Origin of the sequence: Macrococcus sp. S115 (assembly GCF_030067655.1) — a bacterium.
Classification (GTDB): domain Bacteria; phylum Bacillota; class Bacilli; order Staphylococcales; family Staphylococcaceae; genus Macrococcoides; species Macrococcoides psychrotolerans.
Genome location: NZ_JASJES010000008.1, coordinates 1 through 20,401, shown reverse-complemented (window position 1 = coordinate 20,401; position 20,401 = coordinate 1). Strand labels below are relative to the sequence as shown.

Sequence of the window (20,401 nt, the reverse complement as noted above, 5' to 3'; positions counted from 1 at the left end):
CCAGCACAAGACAAGAAAATCATAAAATCATTTTCTTGTCATTGTGCCGGATTCCAATCTATCAATTAACGTTGCTTAAATCGTTTACTAAACAACAAATACATAAAGAATGGTGCACCGATAAGAGCAGTGAATACACCTGCTGGAATTTCAACTGGTAAAAATATTGTTCTACCTATCAAGTCACTTAACAGTAAAATCACACCACCGATGACACCACTCGTAAATACAAACTGCGTAAATGAATGATGCTTTATTTTTTTCGCGATGTGTGGTGCGATTAAACCAACAAACTGAATACCACCTACGAAGCTTACACTTATTGCCGTAAGGATACTGACACAAACAAGCGTTAATATTGTCATGCTTTGATAACTTAATCCTAATCCATGTGACATGCTGTAACCTAACTGATGAATATCCAGATGCCTCGTATAATATGCCATCACAATCATAACGATGATGATGATCAGCGTTATGACAATAACTTGATAATATTCAGCAAGATGTACGGAACCTGTAATCCATATTTGAGCCTGCGCACTTCTTTTATTAGAAGACATAATGAGAAACATTATTATCCCCTGAAAGAAGATATTCATGCAGATACCAAGCAGTATAAGACGTTCCTTTAAGAACGTGCACTTTAATGCGAAGTGATATAACACGAATGTGACGAGAATTGCACCGACAATAGATGCGATACTTTGAAACGCTATCGGAAATAGTAATTGTTCTGTCGCAGTTGTCAGTATAATCAAGAAGAATAAACTACCGACGACCGCTCCTTGTGAAATCCCGATAACGTCAGGTGAAGCCAGTTCATTTTTAGTAATTCGCTGCAGCAAACATCCGGCTACACCAAGCGCCGCACCTGCTATTATAGCAAGCAGTACTCTCGGTAAACGCAGCGAGCGAATAATTAAATTCGTATACGTATCACTCTGACCCGCAAAACTTTTTACAATTTCAACCGGATGAATGAAACCATCACCAAACATTAGTCCTATCATCATTACAAGCAGCAGCAATATAATATTCACGATATATTTCATGACATCTGCTCCTTACGCTTAAGAATCAAATAGAAGAATATCGGTGAACCTATCATCGCTGTTGCAATTCCAACCGGTATCTCCTGAGGAAATAACAGATAACGGCTCAGTATATCACTTGTAACGAGTAGTACTGCACCGATCAGTCCTGCAGCTGGTAACAGCACAATATGATTATGACTTGAAACCATCATTTTCGTAATGTGGGGTGTAATCAGACCAATAAATGCAATCGGACCTGCAATTGCAACAGATGCACCACTGAGTAAAGCAACACTCAGCATAGTAATAAACTTAATACGCAGTATATTCCCACCGACCGACTTTAATGCCGTATCGTCCAGATAATAAACATTCAAATTTTTAATGTTATAAATCGTGAGCGTTATTCCAATAACAATAAAAGGCCATAAATGTGTGAGTATCGATAATTTCTTATTGCTAACTGCACCACTTAACCAGTAGATTACTTGTTCAATCGCTGATTCATTGTAAATGAGTAACCCTTGTGTTACTGCCATACAAAAAGCACTAATACTTGCACCAAACAACGTTAGTTCCATTATTGATAATGGTCTTACCGGTAATGTCGTTGCTCCGACAATCATCGCAGCAACAACACATGCACCGATAAATGCGATAACACTTAATTGAAATGTTCCATTAATATTAAATATGACGATTGCAGTAACAACGAATAAACTCGCACCACTATTAACACCCATAATCCCCGGACTCGCAAACGGATTACGCGTCACGGTCTGAATGAGTACACCACTTATCCCGAGCATCAACCCGATCAGTGCTGCAAGAAGTGTTCTTGGCAATCTTAAGTTCATTAGAATATTGTGATCGTCGATGTGCTGGTTTTGAAATAATGCATGAAACACATCTGACACAGTAAAAACTTTATAACCAAACATTAAACTGCATATCATACTGACAATTAACAGCAATGAAAGTAAAACTAACTTTATGCCATTACTTTGCACTTAAAATTTTGTCCTTTAAATCATCAAGCATCATATGTGCTGATAATACACCACCTGAAGTGTTCCAGATTGAGTCGTCAACTTTCATTGCATGGTTTTGTTTTGAAGCCTTTAATGCTTTGAATGCAGGATCATTAACCCATTCTTTCTCTACAGCTGTAACATCTTCTTTCGGTGTATTGAATGTGAAGTAGAATAAGTAATCGCCATCCATTGCGCTAATACGCTCTTTCGTTAAACCTTTTTCTGCAAAATCATCTTTATCCTGACCTTTAGGACGCTTTAAACCTACTTCATCTAAAATAACACCAGAGAATGTATCTTTATGGTAAATTCTTACGTCACCCGGCATGAAACGAACCATTGAGATTTCTGAATTAATCTTGTCTCCTAAAGCTTCGCGTGTTTTATCAACATGTTTCGTGTAATCAGCTAATACTTCTTTCCCTTTATCTTCTTTGTTTACAGCTTTCGCGTATAATTTGAAGTTCTCTTTCCAGTCACCACGTAACTCTTCAGAGAATACAGTTGGTGCAATCGCTGATAACTTTTTATATTGTGCTTCTTGTCTGAATTTGTTTCCGATAATTAAGTCTGGTTTTAGCTTAACAATACGCTCAATATTGATTTCACTTTCATTACCGACTGGTTCGATACCTTTATATTTATCCTTTAAGTGATCATACCATGGATCTCCAGCGTAAGAATTTGCTGCTCCGACAGGTTTTACACCTAATGCAATAAGCGCTTCAGTACCTTCGTTCGTTAACACGACAACACGCTTCGGATCTTTTGGTACTTCAGTTGTACCCATAGCATGTTTAACAGAAACTGTATCCTTTGAACCGTCTTTCTTCTCTTCCTTTGATGCAGATGGATTACCACATGCAGCAAGTAATGTGATAAATGTGATGAATAATATGTATAACTTTTTCATTCCTTAACCTCCTGTAATTGAGAATTATTATCATTGATAATTCTTCTCAATTGTAAAGATGATAAATAAAATTGTCAACGAAAATTGTACATTTTTTAAGTACATGTTCAAATGATTAGGCTGTTGTCTGAGGAAGTAGCTTTGAGCGAGGAAGATGTTGATTGACTTGGCTCATGTTTTTATTTTATGAGCCAACTTGAGCAGCTCTACTCTGGTCTTAGGGGCATCTTGGCTCATGTTTATTTTTTACGAGCCAACTTGAACCACTATCCATAAACAAAAAAACCGACCATCATTTCTGATGATCGGTATAGTTTAAATTACATCATTCCTGGCATGCCGCCCATTCCCATGTCTGGTGCTGGGTTATCTTCTGGCATTTCTGCTACTACTGCCTCAGTTGTTAAGAACATTGCCGCAACACTTGCTGCGTTTTGTAATGCTGAGCGCGTTACTTTTGTTGGGTCAACGATACCTGCGTCGATCATGTTTACCCACTCATCCGTTGCAGCGTTATAGCCGACACCTGTTTCAGCGTGTTTAATCTTCTCAACAATCACTGAGCCTTCAAGTCCTGCATTCTCAGCGATTTGACGGATTGGTGCTTCAAGTGCTTTCAGTACGATCTTCACACCTGTCGCAACGTCGCCTGTTGCTTCAACTGCTGCAACCTTGTTGTAGATAGATACTAATGCTGTTCCTCCACCTGCAACGATACCTTCTTCTACTGCTGCGCGTGTAGAGTTTAATGCATCTTCGATACGTAATTTGCGTTCTTTAAGTTCTGTTTCAGTTGCAGCACCGACTTTAATCACTGCAACACCACCTGCTAGCTTCGCTAAACGTTCTTGTAACTTCTCTTTATCGAATTCAGAAGTTGTTTCTTCGATTTGAGCTTTTAATTGTCCAACACGTGCATCGATGTTTGAAGCATCGCCGCGTCCTTCAACGATTGTTGTGTTATCTTTCGTTACATGAACTTTACTAGCGTTACCTAACATTTCTACTGTTGTGTCTTTTAATTCTAATCCAAGGTCGTCAGTAATCACTTGTCCACCTGTAAGAATCGCTAAGTCTTCTAACATCGCTTTACGACGGTCACCAAATCCTGGTGCTTTAACTGCTACTGCAGTGAATGTTCCGCGTAGACGGTTCAATACGATGTTTGTCAGTGCGTCGCCATCAACGTCTTCAGCTACGATTAAGATTGGACGTGATGTTTGAACGACTTGTTCTAAGATCGGTAAGATGTCCTGGAATGAAGAGATCTTCTTATCTGTAATTAAGATGTAAGGATTCTCTAAGTCTGCAATCATCTTATCTGAATCTGTTACCATATAAGGTGAAGCATAGCCACGATCGAACTGCATACCTTCAACGACTTCAAGTTCAGTCTTGAATCCTTTAGATTCTTCGATTGTGATGACACCGTCGTTACCGACTTTCTCCATTGCTTCAGAGATGAACTGACCGATTTCTTCGTCAGCTGCTGAGATGCTACCTACTTGCGCGATTTCTTCTTTGCTTGATACTGCTTTAGAGATTGCTGCAAGTTCTTCTAGTGCTACTGCTACTGCTTTATCGATACCTTGACGAATACCAACTGGGTTAGCGCCACTCGTTACGTTCTTCAGACCTTCTTGAATCATGGCTTGTGCGAGTACCGTTGCAGTTGTCGTACCGTCACCAGCAATTTCATTTGTCTTGTTCGCTACTTCAGCAACAAGTTTTGCACCCATGTTCTCATAAGGATCTTCTAATTCAATTTCTTTCGCAATTGTTACACCATCATTTGTAATTAAAGGTGCAACAAACTTCTTATCTAATACAACGTTACGTCCTTTAGGTCCAAGTGTTACTTTAACTGCGTCTGCTAATTTATCTACACCTGCAAGCATTGCTCGTCTTGCATCTTCAGAAAACTTAATCTCTTTAACCATTAGTTAATTCCTCCATTTATTAATAAATTTGTGAATTATATCTTCTATACTTCTATCTGCTATTCTACTATTGCAATAATATCTTCTTCTTTTAATACGATATAAGATTCATCACCAGTCTTAACTTCAGTACCGCCGAATGGCTCATACACGACACGGTCACCAACGCTAACACCAATCTCAACGCGTTCACCATTATTCAGGATGCGTCCTGTACCTACTGCAACTACAGTCCCTTCATTTGTCTTCTCTTTCGCAGAATCTGTTAAGACGATTCCACTTGCTGTCGTTGTCTCTCTTTCAGTCTTTTGAATTACAACACGATTTCCATATGGTTTTAACACGATTTTTTCCTCCTTATAATCACATTAATGATTATATTAGCACTCTCTTATATGTAGTGCTAATATAATTTCATAATAATCAAAGAAGGTCAAAATTGCAAACATTTTACTTTATTTTTATTAATAATATTTGATTGCTTTCTTATTGCTTTCTAATTAATGGATAGTTACGGTACAATGAATAAGGATATTATTTATTAGAGGAGTTTTAAAGTGAAGCATAATAGAAAATGGATTAACATCCTTACCGTATTACTTTATATCGGATCACAATTATTCGTATTAATACCGACCAGTATCTTTCTTAAGCAAGGGCTTGATAACGATGCAGCGTTCTTAAAATCCATCCCATATTACGTCGGGTCATTTGTCGTAGCAAGTATTCTTGTTATCTATATCAATACGAAAATCAAAAATAAGACACACCTTGAACGTTCAGTTAAGACTGATACGTTATCAACAATCGGGTTAATCATCGGAGGATTATTCATTTCATTATTTACGCAGATGATGCTCGGCATGGTCAATACATATATATTAAATCAACCTATGGAAAGTCAGAATACGACGCAGATTATGGGTATCGCGAAACAAGCTCCTATATTCATTATACTGATTGCAATTGTCGGACCGATATTGGAAGAATTCGTATTCAGAAAAGTTATATTCGGGGAGCTTTATGAACTAATTAAAGGAAACCGCGCCGTTGCTTTTACAATCAGCGTACTCATCAGCGGCTTTATCTTCTCAGCAGCGCACAGTGATTTCAATCATACACTCATTTATATGGGCATGTCAGTCGTATTCAGTGGTTTATATGTATTATCGAATCGTATCATCGTGCCAATCGCAGCACATATGCTGATGAATGGATTCGTCGTCTTAATGCAAGTTGTATTCGCTGATAAAGTGATTGAAGCACAGAAACAATTAGAGCAAGCAAACTTTATATGGCATTTATTTAACTAAAATAAGCTTGAGACAAATGTCTCAAGCTTATTTTTTAGGATTTTGCTCGTGGCTAAACGCGTGTCACGTCCTTTTTACGGCGTTCCACTCGCTGACCCTTTCGGCATAATGCAAACAACACAGAAAACAAAGAACTTTTTCTTTGCGTTGTTCACATTATGCTTTGGGTCAGGACGCGCGTGTCACGTCCTTTTACTACCAAAGCTTCTTCACATTCCACAGTCGTTCTTCACATACGGAGATGATGGTTTTCAGTGCTTTAATTCGTGCGGCTCGTTTGTTGTTTGCCGGGATAATTACCCACGGTGCATGTTCGGTTGTCGTATTATCAATCATATCTTTACTTGCTTCAAGATATAGGTCCCACTTCTCACGGTTACGCCAGTCTTCATCCGTTATCTTCCATTGCTTCTCAGGGGTAACTTGTCGTTCTTCAAAGCGTTTCAACTGTTCATCTTTATCCAGAACAAGGAAGAACTTAATCACAATGGCACCTTCTATCGTCAATGCTTTCTCAAATTTATTAATCTCATCGTATGCGCGCTGCCATTCTTTATTCGTTGCGAAGCCTTCCACACGTTCAACGAGTACACGTCCATACCAGCTGCGGTCGAAGATTTCGATATGCCCGCTTCTCGGCACATCTGTCGCAAAGCGCCATAAATAGTGATAGCTCAGTTCTGTTTCAGTTGGTGCACTGATGGCATTCACTTCGTATCCTGTTGGATCCAGACTTTCACGGACACGTTTAATATTACCGCCCTTACCTGCAGCGTCCATGCCTTCATATACGAGCATCAGAGGAATTTTACGTTCATACAGTGCATATTGAAGTTCACGGATACGCGCCTGTAATTTCGGTAATAGTTCTTTATATTCTGCTTTAGACATATCATCCGACGTATCCTCGAACATGTCTGTTGAGAAGTCTTCTGTAAAGGCGCCGTCTCGTTCATCTTGCTTAGATTTCTCTTTAGCTTTAAGCGCTTTTTCAAGTCGCTTAATGATGACTTCGTACATTTCATTGACTGCTTTACCACGTTCTGTATAGTCGATATGTGTCCATGGTGCAATCTCTTCTGTCGCTTTCATCAAATCAATCATGCCGTCCTGGTAGACTTTGGTCGGAATACTCGTTTCATATTCCTGAGCTTTCCAGCGTGTCAATGGATTCTTCTTCGTCTGCTCTATATGCTCCTGACGCTTTTGTTCATTTACTGATAGATAAAATTTAATAATCACATAGCCATCATCTGACAACATCGATTCAAACCCTTTAATTTCCTGCGTTAATAAATCATAGTCTTTAATGATATCTTTCTTATAGCCATGCTCTTCAAAATCAAGCTTCTGGGCATACCAACTCCTAAAGAACAGCGTTACCCCGCCTTTTTTCGGAATGTTGTTCCAATATGGGTACAGGAATGGATAGCGTAATAACTCTTCATCCGGACGTTTCGTCGCATAGAAGTTTGTATATTTTGCATCAAGCGTCAGCAAGAGTTCGTTAGATAGTCGTGACTTTCCTGAAGCTGGTATCCCCTCAAATACAATCATAACCGGAATGCCTGCTTCATGTGTCTTTCTTACGAGCTCTGCTGTCGTAAGCTGTAACTGTTTATCTATTTTCGTCATATGACCCCTCCTCAGCGTATTAATTTAATTATACTATTAAATAACAGATTTTTAAGAATTTTTGTATTTCATTATTTCGATTATTGAATTATTATTAGAATAGTAAGAAAAATTAGACAATGAGGAGCAGCTATATGACAACATTCCAAAACTATAAATATGAGCGACCTGACTTGCATGCAGTTGACCAATCTATCAATCAGTTACTTGAACAGTTTGAAGCAGCATCATCTGCTGAAGCACAAATAAAGCTGATTGATGAGATTAACGTAGTAAGAAAGCATCTTGATACTGCAATGAATCTTGCTTACGTGCGTGCTTCAATTAATACAAATGATGCATTTTATTCTGAAGAGCGAGATTATCTGGATGCACATGGTGGAGAAGTCATTCAGATTGAATCCAAGTTCTATAATGCACTTGCAAATAGTAAATTTAAAGATGAATTGCGTGAAACCTATGGTGACCAGCTGTTTGATCTTGCTGAGCTGTTCGTGAAACAGTACGATGATTCAATCAAGGATCTCTTGAACAAAGAAAATAAAATCTCATCTGAATATAGTAAGCTCGTTGCTTCAGCAGAAATTGAATTTAAAGGTGAAACATACACGTTCGCTCAGATGGGACAATTTCTCGATTCTGCAGACAGATCCGTACGTAAGGAAGCGAAACTTGCAATGGAAGAATATCGTGCTGCGCAGTTAGAGCAGTACGATGCAATCTATGATCGACTCGTTAAAGTACGTCATGAAATCGCAACGAAACTGGGCTTTAAAAACTTTATCGAACTTGGTTATGTGCGTATGAACCGAGTGGATTACACACCCGACATGGTAAAGAGATATCGTGATCAGATTCATAAGCATGTTGTCCCAGTTGCACAAAGTTTGTATCAGTCTCAAATGAAGCGTAATGGATGGGATAGCTTAAAGCCATACGATGAGAACATTGTGTTCTTATCAGGGAACGAGAAACCAAAAGATGATGGGAAAACAATCTTAGAGAACGGTCGTAAAATGTATAAAGAGCTCAGTGCAGAAACAGATGAATTCTACCAGTTCATGATGGACCGCGAACTGTTTGATGCAGAAGCGAAGAAAGGGAAAGAGGCTGGAGGTTACTGTACGTTTATTCAAGACTATAAATCGCCGTTTATCTTCTCTAACTTTAATGGAACAGATCATGATATTACCGTACTTACACATGAAGCTGGGCATGCATTTCAAGTATACCGTTCACAGGACTTAATTCCGGACTATTTATGGCCGACGCACGAATCATGTGAAATTCATTCAATGAGTATGGAGTTCTTCACATATAAATGGATGGATCTCTTCTTTAACAACCCAGATAAGTTCAAATATAAACATATCGGGGATGCCATCAAGTTCTTACCCTATGGTGTGGCCGTTGATGAATTTCAGCATATCGTCTATGAGCATCCTGAATTAACGCCGCAAGAACGTCGTGCTGAATGGACGAAGCTTGAACAGAAGTATCTGCCGCATAAAGATCATGACGGAATCGCGTCTTTAGAAAGCGGTGCATTCTGGCATCGTCAAGGTCATATCTTTGGGTCGCCGTTCTATTATATTGACTACACGCTTGCACAAGTTTGTGCCTTCCAGTTCTTCAAACGTTCAACAGAGGATTTTGAAGAGGCATGGAAAGATTATCTGCACATCTGTGATATTGGTGGGTCATTACCATTCAATAAAATTGTTGAAGCGGCAAACTTACGCTCTCCATTCCAAGATGGTGCATTAGAAGATACGATGACTTTCCTTGAAGATTATCTTGATGAAATCGATACGAGCAATTTTTAGTTCACTATAAAGATATCCCCATCGATATATTGTATCGATGGGGATATTATTTCATTGTGATACGTTATAATCTTCTTAATAAGATTAATCCTGATAACAACAAACTCACAGATGCTAATACATACATGAAGACATTTTCACCTGTATCGGGCAGCTCAGAATGCTTTTTTACTTTTTGTTTTTGCTTTGAAGTCGTTTTTGAATCCTCGTCTTGATGGTTTTTTTTAGATTTACCAATTTCACGTGTCACGAGGTCACACACTTGTTTATCAAGCACTGCATAATACGCTTCGCCATCTGTTGGTTTAAACTTTCCCGGCTTAATGCCAAGCAAATCATCATCTTCTTCAAGAGAAGGATGTTCCGGCTCACTATCACTAGGTTCTACTGGACTCACCGGAGTATCAGGCAACTCAGGAATATCAACTGTGCCTGCTGACGGTTCATTTAAAGGTGACTTCTCTCTCACCGATTGATTATCACTATCTTGTGGAGGCGTTATTACTGAATCTGTAAACTCTTCACCTGTAGGTGATTCTATCGGTTCTTGGATTGCTGGATCCTCTGTTGTTGGATGTTCTGCTGTTGGATGTTCTGTAACGGGATATTCTGCTGTTAGGCGTTCAGTCGGTTGATCGACTTCAACTGAAGGTAATTCTGTCGTTAATGTCTGTTCTTTGGATGGTAATACTGTGGTCATTGCTTCTGTTGTTGGTGCTTCTGTTGTTGGTGCCTCTGTTGTTGGCATTTCTGTCGTCTCATCATCCTTGATAATTTCAGTAGACAAGATTTCAATTACCGGGCTTTCTGAACTTTTGTCTTCAGTCGATTTCAATGAAGATTCGGTATTTATAGATTCTACTTGCTCACTTGATGGCTGTTCTACTGTCACTGAGTTATCTGCTGCTTCAGTCAGCGCTGCATGGTACGACGTTAAACCGAACGTACATACCAATGCCGCAACAGCTTTCACCTTAAATTTGTGCATTTTTAATTCCTCCAATTTCCACTTAGATTAATTATAATGGAGAATGTACACTTTTTCTATGATGAGGATGCATTGTTACACACATTTAACATTTCATATATAAATGAAACATATCAAAATCTAATGCCAGAAATGAATGTTTTGCAATTCTAACAAATTTTAGTATAATTAATATATCAAATATAAAATATATATAATACATTGTAAAGAGGGATAATAATGGAGAAACAATTCTTTTCGAAAGACACACATATTGGTGCTGTACATCTTAACGTTAACTTTATGGATAACAGCGTAAAGTTTTATCATGAAATATTAGGTATGGATATTATCGAGCATACCCCTTCATTTTCAGCACTTGGGGTTAATGATAGCGTTCTAATCTACTTATATCAGACGAATCATGCGCGTGTTCAAACTGCAGGGCTGTTTCACTTTGCACTATTAGTTCCTTCTCGTGCTGCGCTCGGCAATATTTTCTACCACCTCATTAAGACTGAATATCCGTTAGCAGGTGCGAGCAATCATGATGTTTCAGAAGCCATCTATTTGCAGGACCCGGAAGGTAATGGGATAGAGATTTACAGAGATGTGCCAAGCAATGAATGGCAGTTTGAACCAAATGGTGATATCGTCATGGGTACATCTGAGATGGATTATGCAGCTGTTATTGAAGCGAATCATAACCGTCCATTCGATGGTATGCCGAAGGACACAATCATCGGACATATGCATCTATCAGTCATTGATTTAAATCAGTCCATTGCATTCTATAATGAATTGTTTGGATTAGATGTAATGACTCGCTATGGTAGTCAGGCGGCATTTATGGCAACAGCCGGGTATCATCATCATCTCGGATTAAATACATGGCAACATCAGACCGAGCGCGCGCGTCTTGACTATCCAGGATTAAGGAAATTTGATCTGAATATCCCGAACGAAGAAGACCTCCAGCACTTTTTAGAAACATTATCAGAAAAAGGATTAACTCAGTCAAAAGACGAGAATTCAAATATTATATATGACCCTAGCGGCATTGGAATTAGAATAATGACAAAAAATTAGAAGTGTAAACTATGGGATTATTTAAGAAAAATATAGCAAGCTTTTTAGGCACTATGAGAAGAATGAGGACCGTTTCATCATAAAAAATAAAAGCATCTATAAAAAGCTGCAGGTATAGCACCGATAATTCGGTACATACATGCAGCTTTTTATATTATAAGTTCTCTTGTTCGTGCGTAATTTTACGTGTTTCATTTAAATTCTGCATATTAGATAATACTGTATCCTTTAAATACGCACAAACTCTTAAATAAAGTACGTCCACAATTGTAAGTTGTGCTGTACGTACTGTCATATATCCTAAATTGATTTCATTTTCTTCTTTCGCCATCGCAAGTACAATATCCGCCATACGAATAGCAGGAGATGAGAACTTTTGTGTTAATAATATAATCTTAATCCCTTTCTCTTTTGCATATTTACAAATATCTGTAATAACCTTATTCTTACTTGTTTCAGATGTAATGAATAATACATCTCCTGCTTCATAGTGTCCTAATAATGTAATCGCAGATAAAAGATCTGTTGCCAGAATTGCAGACTGATCAATATTCATCAGCTTTACATGCAAATCTGTCGCAACAACTCTTGAGTTCCCGACGCCAAAGATCATAACGCGTTTTGCACTTGTAATTGCCTGGGCCGCTTCATCAATCACTTTAGCAGAAATGACCTTCTCTGTATTATAAAGTGCTTGAATTGTATTGTTGAAGACTTTCTCTTTCATTACTTCTTCATCGTCTGTTAATTCAATCTTCGTCGGTACCTTTTTATCTGCAATTGTGTGAAGTTCACGTGCGAGCTCCACCTTAACCACTTTAATCCCAGATAATCCAAGACGCTTACTGAAGCGTACAATGGCTGCTTCACTTGTATTTGAAAGATGTGCAATTTCTTTGATTGGTAAGTTGACCACCTTTTCAGGGTACTCAATGACAACGTCGGCAATCCTTTTTTCAACTGGTGTAAAGCTATCGTACATCTTTGTAATTTGACCTAATACTGAATACATAATTTCAGCTCCTTACATCTTATTCAATTAATGTTATGCCCTATTTAATTTCAATTCGCTAGCTTCACTTCAGTATAAATATACTATTTGCTGAAAACAATTAAAACAAAAATTTTCTAAAATTTGTGGATGTTTTTATGCATCCTTTAAATCATACTTCCATAGCTTCAAATAAACATCCCCATGAACCGCCGATGTTCTAATGCCATCTGCTGATTCTGATGTATTAATACGCGTGGACATTACTGCTTCTCCATCATTGATAAATATCTCTATCGTCTGTTTATGAACAATGCAGTGTAACTTTGTCAATGGTTCGTGCAACGTAATAAACTTTGTATAGGGTTCATCAATCAAACCACTATCCGAACGATCCACAGTAAATATTCTTTTCTCTGTGTCATAGATCAATACCGTGCGCTCTTTTCTTGAAACACGTAATTCAAGTATATATTCTAAGGCATTATTCTCTATAATCTCAGCGACAAGTTCATAATTATTGCCTTCATAAGGATGCAGGCGAACATTCTTCCTTGTGGCGTAACCTTCTGCTGTTTCAAGTTTGCCTTGCCTACTAGAAGAAAGCAGTGGCCGTTGTCTTAGCTGTCCGTCCTCGATTGACACAATCCTTGGTGTAGCAAGTACATCACCAATTCTGCCGATTAATAGGCAACGGTCTTGTTCATCCAGCATAAAGGTGACGGGCTGATAATCGAATCCATGGTCAGCAATATTATAATTCAATTGTGATGGATACATATCTAACTTGCTGCCGACTTGCGCTTCAAGTTCCTCTAATTCCTGCTCTGTTAATGGCACTATCTGGGATTCCTTCATCATAATTCTCCTTGAAATATATTACTTATATTCTATCAGAAAATATAAAAAAAGAAGTAGCTTTGTCACTACTTCTCAAGTTCTTCTTCAATCAGTTTCTGTTCACCTTTTAAATATTGTCTATAGCCGATCTTGCTTATTTGGATACTCACTTCATACAGCAGTAACATCGGCACAGCGAACATTAAATACGTCATAAAGTCAGCAGGTGCAATTAATGCTGCAAAGACAAATAAAATAAAATAAGCATACTTACGGTTCTTACTTAAGAACATCGGTGTGACGATACCAAGTCGTGTTAAGAACAGTAAAAGAATCGGTAACTGAAAGACAAACCCGAAAGGCAGCGTAAAGCGCAGCATTTCGTTAAAGTACTCTCTTACACCAATCATCTGGTTGACACCAATCTCGCTTGCGAGCCCTAATGTAAAGAAGATGAGGTAAGGAAATACTAAATAATAACTGAACAATAGCCCAGCAAGGAATAATATAATACTGATCGGAATATATGCTAACGTAGCGCTTCTTTCTTTGGGATGCAGTCCGGGTGAGATAAACGCCCATATTTGATACAGAATAACAGGCGAGATTAAGATGAGTGCAATTAACATAATCACTGTAATATAAATTGTCAGCGGATCACTTACTTTAAAGTAATGTAAAGTAATTTCTTTTGGCACATCATCCTTGGTCAAGTACTTTGTGACCGGCTTTCCGAAGTAGAATCCGACGATAACGCCTGCTACTAAGAAGTAACAGACTGTCATAATTCGTTTACGCAGTTCTTCTAAATGCTCAACTACTGTTAAATCATCTTTATTCATGTAAGGAATTGACCTCCTCATACAAAAAGCGGCACTACATCGCCGCTTTAAAATTTCAATTTATTTGATATCTTTGTTATCTTTATCTTCGTGATCCTTCATGATGCCATCTGTTGCATCTTTGAATTCTTTAAGAGATGTTCCCATGGCACGACCAAACTCTGGTAATTTCTTAGGGCCAAAGATAATTAAAGCGATAATTCCTAGAAATATAACAACTGGTCCTGATAATGCTAAACCTAAAAACATATATTTATCCCCCTAATGATTTTTCATAAAGAAAATTAATGATTGTAATTCTACGCCGAGATCAATGTGATGTACATGTACTCCGCTCGGTACATTTAAACGTTCTGGTGTAAAGTTTAATATACCTTTTATTTGTGCTTTTGTCACTCTATTTGCGACGTCTTGAGCAACACTACCTGGAACCGTTAAGATAACGACTTGAATCCCTGTAGCTTCTACAACCTTCTCAAACTCTTTCATATCCTGAACTTCAATCTTGCCAATCTTACGACCAATCGCTTCATCATTCACATCGAATGCTGCTGTTATCTTCATTCTATCATTAATCGAGAAGTTGTAGTTCACTAGTGCTGTCCCTAAATTACCGACACCGATAATCGCGACCTTCGTAATCATATCTTGCTGTAACGTCGTCTTAAAGAAATTTAGCAGGAATTTAACGTTATATCCGTATCCTTTCTTGCCAAGTTCTCCAAAATAAGAAAAATCTCTGCGTATTGTTGCAGAATCAATCTGTAATCCTTCACTTAATTCCTTACTGCTCACTCGTTCAACATTTGAATTATATAACGTATTAACAAAACGATAATATAAAGGAAGTCGTTTCAAAGTGGCTTTAGGAATCTTGATTTGGTCCTTCGACATCCTATTCACCCGTTTCTATTTTTTGTGATAACTTTCACATCGATATAATTATAACATCTATACTAATAAATGACTATGTGAAATTATGAATTAACGATAAATGATTCCCACTGATATCACACTACTGTACAATAAAAGAGAGGTGAACAAAGTGATACTATTACAAGCTAGTAATTTAACAAAATCCTATTCAGGTGAAAATATATTCTCAAATGTAAAATTTGAAGTTAAATCCAATGACCGTATAGCCATTGTCGGCAGAAATGGTGCCGGAAAGACGACATTAATGAAGATTCTTGCTGGAACTGAAGACTACGATTCAGGTCATCTGTCTATTGCTAAACATGTAAATGTTGGTTACTTAACACAGCAGATGACTTTAAATGCTGAAGGTACAGTCTATGAGGCTATGAAGAAACCCTTCTTACATTTAGAGCGCATGCAGCAGGAGTTAAATAACATCGCCACTTACTTAAGTGAACAGAGTGAAGATGCACAGAGTGATGCATATCAAGAGAAATTAGCAGAATACGAAAGACTGCAGCAAAAGTTCGAATCACAAGATGGTTATTTATATGAAACGAAGATCAAATCTGTCTTAACAGGATTAAGCTTCACAGAAGAAGACTTCCATAAGAAAATAGATAACTTCTCTGGCGGACAGAAGACACGTCTCGCACTTGCTGAGATGCTACTTCATAATCCCGACTTACTATTACTTGATGAACCGACGAACCATCTTGATATGGATACAACTGCATGGCTGGAAAATTACTTAACGACGTACAACGGTGCCATCGTCATTATTTCACATGACCGTTATTTCTTAGATAAGGTTGCGAATACAGTATATGATGTCGCGCTCGGACAAGTAACGAAATATGCCGGTAACTATTCAAAATTTATTGAACTGCGTGATCAATTCTATGATAAGATGCAGGCCGAATATGAGCGTCAGCAGGCTGAAATCAAACGACTAGAAACATTCGTACAGAAGAATATTACACGTGCATCGACGAGTGGCATGGCAAAGTCCCGCCGCAAAGTATTAGAGAAGATGACAAAGATCGATATGCCAAAACAAGACGACCACTCAATGAACCTGCGCTTTACTATAGATAAAGAAACAGGAAATGACGTACTGCGTTGTACTGATCTTGCAATCGGCTATTCAACGCCTCTTGCAACCAATATCAACTTTGATGTCTCTAAACAAGACGCAATCGCATTTATCGGCCCGAATGGCATCGGCAAAACAACGCTCATCAAAACAATTGCTAAATTATTAAAGCCTCTTTCCGGAGAGGTTCATTACGGTGCAAACTTGTCGATTGGTTATTACGATCAGAAACAAGCTGAATTCTCATCGAACAATACCGTGTTGGAAGAATTATGGCAGTACTATCCTGCAATGCCTGAGAAAGAAATCAGAACTGTGCTTGGACGTTTCTTATTCGTACAAGATGATGTCAAGAAAATCATCAATGACTTATCCGGTGGCGAAAAAGCTCGACTCCAGCTCGCAAAGCTTAGCCTTGAAAATCATAACGTGCTCATACTCGATGAGCCGACGAACCATTTAGACATCGATGCGAAAGAAGTACTGGAAGATGCACTCATCCATTACCCAGGAACATTGCTCTTTGTCAGTCACGACCGTTATTTTATCAACAAACTCGCAACGAAAGTATTCCATATGGATAAAGAGGGCGGGCGTATGTTCCTAGGCGACTATTCTTACTTCATTGAAAAAGAAGAAGAACGTATGGCCATACTTGCACATCAAGCAGAAGAACAAACGAAATCCGTAAATAAAGAGAACGACTATAACGCATTCAAAGCGAACCAAAAAGAGATCAGAAAGCTAGAGCGACAAAAAGAAAAGCTGGAAACGCAAATCGAAACAAACGAAGAGCGTATCAATGAAATTGAACTCGAACTTACAAAGCCAGAAGTATTCAGTGATATCGAAAAAGCAAACACATTCAATGAAGAACTTATTATACTCAATAGTGAAAATGAAAAATTACTTGAAAAATGGTCAGACATCGAAATGGCATTAGAAGGATAATTTTTCATTAATACACGCTATTTTCTGAAAACAGATATTCACACAGTTATACACAATAAAAATGTTATATTATAAGTAATCCACAAAGTTATTATACTTATCCACAGATTTGCAGCAAAAACATATCGCTTTTAATGTGTAAAAAGTACTATTGACATATAGTTATGCACATTTTGTTAACAACTTGTGTACAAGTACGTATGTTCGTGTTTTTTAATCAATATATATTCTATCGGTTAATTTATAATAAATCAGGCATAGCGTGCATGTATGGGAAGCATTATTCTTTCTAAATTATTAGATTTCTATGCTATGATTTTACAATAAAAAGGAAGTCATCCATTACGATGACTTCCTTTTTATTCTGACAGTTACTTTACTATCAACTTTGTAACTATAGATCGATATTTGAACGTCCATTTAAGTCCATCGTTCCAAGCTTGCCTGCAATATATTGATAATAAGCTGCTGCTCCAATCATTGCCGCGTTATCTGTGCATAGATTTAACGGTGGTATTAATAGTTTAACATCATTGCTATCACACATCGTTTCCATACGTGCACGGATGCCACGGTTTGCCGCCACACCTCCACATATAAGTAACTGTTTAATATCATAATCTTTTAGCGCTTTAAACGTCTGTGTAGTTAATACATCAATAACACTTGCTTGAAAACTTGCAGCAACATCTTCTTTGTTGTAGCTGATCCCTTTTTGATTTAAATTGTGCAGTTTATTAATGACTGCACTTTTAAGTCCACTGAAGCTAAAATCATAATCATCCATAATCGGACGTGGAAATTCTAGTACATCTTCCCCACTTGCAGCAAGTCTATCGACATGAGGCCCGCCCGGATAAGGTAAGTCTATCGTTCTTGCTACTTTATCATATGCTTCGCCAACTGCATCATCTCGAGTTTCGCCAATCACTTCAAAAGCCATATGATCCTTCATGAGCACAAGTTCTGTATGTCCTCCGGAAATGACAAGTGCAAGCATCGGGAATGTCAATCGTTCTTCAATATGATTCGCATAGACGTGTCCTGCAATATGATGTACTGGTATCAGAGGTTTACTGTGTGCGAGTGCCAATGCCTTCGCCGCATTTATACCGACAAGCAATGCACCAATTAACCCTGGTCCTTCAGTCACAGCTACAGCATCAATGTCATCCCAAGTCATATGCGCTTCAACAAGTGCTTCTTCAATAACCATCGTAATATTCTCAACGTGATGTCTACTCGCTACTTCAGGTACGACACCACCAAATCGCTTATGTGATTCAATTTGAGAATTGACGACGTTACTTAATACTTCATAGCCATTACGTACAACACTTGCTGCAGTCTCATCACAGCTTGTTTCTATTGCCAAAATCGTTATATCTTTCTCACTATTCATCGTAATTTCACCCACATCACTTTCGCATCCTCACCAGGACCATAATAGTCGCGTCTAATGCCTCCATAGGTAAAGCCAAGACTTTCATACAGTCCTCGTGCTCCATTATTCTCTACTCTTACTTCTAAACTCATCATTTCACATGTTATTCGTGCATAGTTCATTACATACTCTAGTAATAGCTTTCCATAACCAAATCCTCTAAACTGTTCATTCACTGCAACAGTCGTAATTTGCGCCTGATCTACCACAATCCACATGCCTAGATAGCCAATCACTACTCCATCCAGAACAAGTACAAAGTAGTGCGCAAATTCATTTTTCTCCAGTTCATGATAGAAAGCATCCAATGTCCACGATCCACTCGGAAAGGCCTTTTGCTCAATATCATATACTGACGGGACATCTCCCGGTTCCATCTTTCTAATAACTAATCCTGTTTGTTCAGCCAATTACGTTCTGCCTCCGATATCCTTAAATATGTCGGTTCAAATGTGTGAACATTCACTGGATGATCTATATCAATTAAACGACGCATTTCAGCACTTCTAGGAATACAATAAAATACAGGACCCTTTAACGTATCTTCAAGTTTCACAGCATCCATCCCTAAGAATATATAAGGTAAGTGCTGGGCCTTTAATTTAGCATTTAATTCATCTATAGAAATATAACAATCCTCTTCAACACGTTCTAATCTAACACCTTTATAACGATACATTCCTGTATACACATGATTTCTACGCGCATCAAATATAGGAATTAACAGGAATTCATGCATCCTTACAGTTGCCGCTAACGCAGCTAAGCTAGATACTGAATATAAAGGGACATTCAAAGTATACGCCAACGTCTTAGCAGCTGTCACACCGATACGGAGACCAGTATAAGATCCTGGTCCTGAAGCAACGACGATGCCTTCAATATCTTTCATCGTTAACTGTGTATACTTTAATAAACGCTCGATCTGACTCATTAATGTAATAGAATGATTAATACGCATACCACTGTTAAATTCAGCAAGTACACTATCACCATCAGTAATACTCACGGATAAAGGCTGATTACTCGTATCAATATGCAGTAACTTCATCAATAATCTGCTCCTTTAAGCGATTTCCTCTAGAACCCATCGCCTGAATCTCTATTTCACGTTTTGCATCTTCAATATACTTAAGATTAAGCTCAATATAATCTTCTGGAAGGAATTCTTCAATCATCTCAGGCCATTCAACAATTGTGACACCATCTCCGTAGAAATATTCATCAAATCCAAGATCATCTTCCGCACCTTCAAGACGATAGCAGTCCATATGGTGAAACGGAAGCTTACCTTCGTACGATTTTATAATATTAAATGTAGGAGAAGTAATCTTCTGTTCTATACCAAGTGCTTTCCCAAAAAATTGGCTGAAAGTCGTCTTACCAGCCCCTAAATCACCATGGAGCAACAACACGTCCCCACGCGTAACAAGCGTCGCAATTGTTTGTGCGAGACGCTCTGTATCTTCAATTGAATTTATCGTTATTTTCATGTAACACACTCACTTCAATTTATTTTAAATATCTATTATTGTAACACATTTAATTTACTTAAATTAAGACAT

At 38.0% G+C, this 20,401-nt stretch carries 20 protein-coding genes; 4 read left to right on the top strand and 16 right to left on the bottom strand.

The features are described 5' to 3' along the window. Positions 1–65: 65 nt before the first annotated feature. From QNJ52_RS09410 to groES, 5 genes are all read right to left on the bottom strand, one after another. Positions 66–1,055, bottom strand: coding sequence for a FecCD family ABC transporter permease (locus tag QNJ52_RS09410; RefSeq protein ID WP_283722418.1), 990 nt, complete (start codon positions 1,053–1,055; stop codon positions 66–68). Continuing rightward, positions 1,052–2,047, bottom strand: a complete 996-nt coding sequence (locus QNJ52_RS09405) for a FecCD family ABC transporter permease (protein ID WP_256447892.1) — start codon at positions 2,045–2,047, stop codon at positions 1,052–1,054. The genes QNJ52_RS09410 and QNJ52_RS09405 overlap by 4 nt, the downstream gene beginning before the upstream one ends. Beyond that, a complete protein-coding gene (locus QNJ52_RS09400; RefSeq protein WP_283722417.1) occupies positions 2,037–2,984 on the bottom strand; it encodes an ABC transporter substrate-binding protein in 948 nt (315 codons plus the stop codon). The genes QNJ52_RS09405 and QNJ52_RS09400 overlap by 11 nt, the downstream gene beginning before the upstream one ends. 320 nt (positions 2,985–3,304) lie before the next feature. Further along, positions 3,305–4,924 (bottom strand): chaperonin GroEL, encoded by a 1,620-nt coding sequence (groL, locus tag QNJ52_RS09395; protein ID WP_219493121.1) that lies wholly within the window; start codon positions 4,922–4,924, stop codon positions 3,305–3,307. A gap of 59 nt (positions 4,925–4,983) precedes the next feature. Further along, the gene (gene groES / locus QNJ52_RS09390; protein ID WP_015912210.1) at positions 4,984–5,268 is read right to left on the bottom strand and encodes a co-chaperone GroES; all 285 of its coding nucleotides are present in this window, start codon (positions 5,266–5,268) and stop codon (positions 4,984–4,986) included. A gap of 213 nt (positions 5,269–5,481) precedes the next feature. On the opposite strand from groES, the gene mroQ reads away from it, so the two are divergent. Next, positions 5,482–6,237, top strand: a complete 756-nt coding sequence (gene mroQ, locus QNJ52_RS09385) for an intramembrane glutamic endopeptidase MroQ (protein ID WP_283722416.1) — start codon at positions 5,482–5,484, stop codon at positions 6,235–6,237. Between the two features lie 195 nt (positions 6,238–6,432). Here the strand turns inward: mroQ and QNJ52_RS09380 are convergent, their stop codons facing one another. Beyond that, the gene (locus QNJ52_RS09380) at positions 6,433–7,872 is read right to left on the bottom strand and encodes a phosphate--AMP phosphotransferase (RefSeq protein ID WP_219493124.1); all 1,440 of its coding nucleotides are present in this window, start codon (positions 7,870–7,872) and stop codon (positions 6,433–6,435) included. Positions 7,873–8,006: 134 nt separating this feature from the next. Here QNJ52_RS09380 and QNJ52_RS09375 point away from each other — a divergent pair, with 134 nt between their 5' ends. Continuing rightward, entirely contained in the window at positions 8,007–9,698 is a 1,692-nt protein-coding gene (locus QNJ52_RS09375; protein WP_283722415.1) for a M3 family oligoendopeptidase, read from the top strand. A 64-nt stretch (positions 9,699–9,762) separates the two neighbouring features. Here the strand turns inward: QNJ52_RS09375 and QNJ52_RS09370 are convergent, their stop codons facing one another. Then, positions 9,763–10,686, bottom strand: a complete 924-nt coding sequence (locus QNJ52_RS09370) for an LPXTG cell wall anchor domain-containing protein (protein ID WP_283722414.1) — start codon at positions 10,684–10,686, stop codon at positions 9,763–9,765. 219 nt (positions 10,687–10,905) lie between these two features. Here QNJ52_RS09370 and QNJ52_RS09365 point away from each other — a divergent pair, with 219 nt between their 5' ends. Continuing rightward, complete coding sequence (locus QNJ52_RS09365) at positions 10,906–11,754, top strand: VOC family protein (RefSeq protein WP_283722413.1); 849 nt, start codon at positions 10,906–10,908, stop codon at positions 11,752–11,754. A gap of 154 nt (positions 11,755–11,908) precedes the next feature. Here QNJ52_RS09365 and QNJ52_RS09360 read toward each other — a convergent pair whose 3' ends face one another. The 5 genes from QNJ52_RS09360 to QNJ52_RS09340 form a co-directional block, all read right to left on the bottom strand. Beyond that, positions 11,909–12,766: a MurR/RpiR family transcriptional regulator gene (locus QNJ52_RS09360; RefSeq protein WP_101140835.1), complete on the bottom strand. Its 858-nt coding sequence runs from the start codon at positions 12,764–12,766 to the stop codon at positions 11,909–11,911. Between the two features lie 135 nt (positions 12,767–12,901). Then, entirely contained in the window at positions 12,902–13,603 is a 702-nt protein-coding gene (locus QNJ52_RS09355) for a GH32 C-terminal domain-containing protein (RefSeq protein WP_283722412.1), read from the bottom strand. A gap of 68 nt (positions 13,604–13,671) precedes the next feature. Next, on the bottom strand, positions 13,672–14,427 hold the full coding sequence (gene tatC / locus QNJ52_RS09350; protein ID WP_015912219.1) for a twin-arginine translocase subunit TatC: 756 nt from the start codon (positions 14,425–14,427) through the stop codon (positions 13,672–13,674). A gap of 60 nt (positions 14,428–14,487) precedes the next feature. Then, positions 14,488–14,676: a twin-arginine translocase TatA/TatE family subunit gene (locus QNJ52_RS09345; protein WP_099482721.1), complete on the bottom strand. Its 189-nt coding sequence runs from the start codon at positions 14,674–14,676 to the stop codon at positions 14,488–14,490. Between the two features lie 12 nt (positions 14,677–14,688). Continuing rightward, on the bottom strand, positions 14,689–15,321 hold the full coding sequence (locus tag QNJ52_RS09340; protein WP_041636186.1) for a redox-sensing transcriptional repressor Rex: 633 nt from the start codon (positions 15,319–15,321) through the stop codon (positions 14,689–14,691). Between the two features lie 151 nt (positions 15,322–15,472). Here QNJ52_RS09340 and QNJ52_RS09335 point away from each other — a divergent pair, with 151 nt between their 5' ends. Next, entirely contained in the window at positions 15,473–17,392 is a 1,920-nt protein-coding gene (locus QNJ52_RS09335; RefSeq protein WP_283722411.1) for an ABC-F family ATP-binding cassette domain-containing protein, read from the top strand. A gap of 394 nt (positions 17,393–17,786) precedes the next feature. On the opposite strand, the gene tsaD is transcribed toward QNJ52_RS09335, so the two are convergent. The 4 genes from tsaD to tsaE are packed head-to-tail and all read right to left on the bottom strand — an operon-like array spanning position 17,787 to position 20,329. Beyond that, entirely contained in the window at positions 17,787–18,794 is a 1,008-nt protein-coding gene (tsaD, locus tag QNJ52_RS09330) for a tRNA (adenosine(37)-N6)-threonylcarbamoyltransferase complex transferase subunit TsaD (RefSeq protein WP_283722410.1), read from the bottom strand. After that, entirely contained in the window at positions 18,791–19,213 is a 423-nt protein-coding gene (gene rimI / locus QNJ52_RS09325; RefSeq protein ID WP_283722463.1) for a ribosomal protein S18-alanine N-acetyltransferase, read from the bottom strand. Before rimI ends, tsaD begins: the two co-directional genes overlap by 4 nt. Before the next feature lie 11 nt (positions 19,214–19,224). Continuing rightward, complete coding sequence (gene tsaB / locus QNJ52_RS09320) at positions 19,225–19,887, bottom strand: tRNA (adenosine(37)-N6)-threonylcarbamoyltransferase complex dimerization subunit type 1 TsaB (protein WP_101035871.1); 663 nt, start codon at positions 19,885–19,887, stop codon at positions 19,225–19,227. Then, positions 19,868–20,329 (bottom strand): tRNA (adenosine(37)-N6)-threonylcarbamoyltransferase complex ATPase subunit type 1 TsaE, encoded by a 462-nt coding sequence (gene tsaE / locus QNJ52_RS09315; protein ID WP_283722409.1) that lies wholly within the window; start codon positions 20,327–20,329, stop codon positions 19,868–19,870. Before tsaE ends, tsaB begins: the two co-directional genes overlap by 20 nt. Between the last annotated feature and the right edge of the window lie 72 nt (positions 20,330–20,401).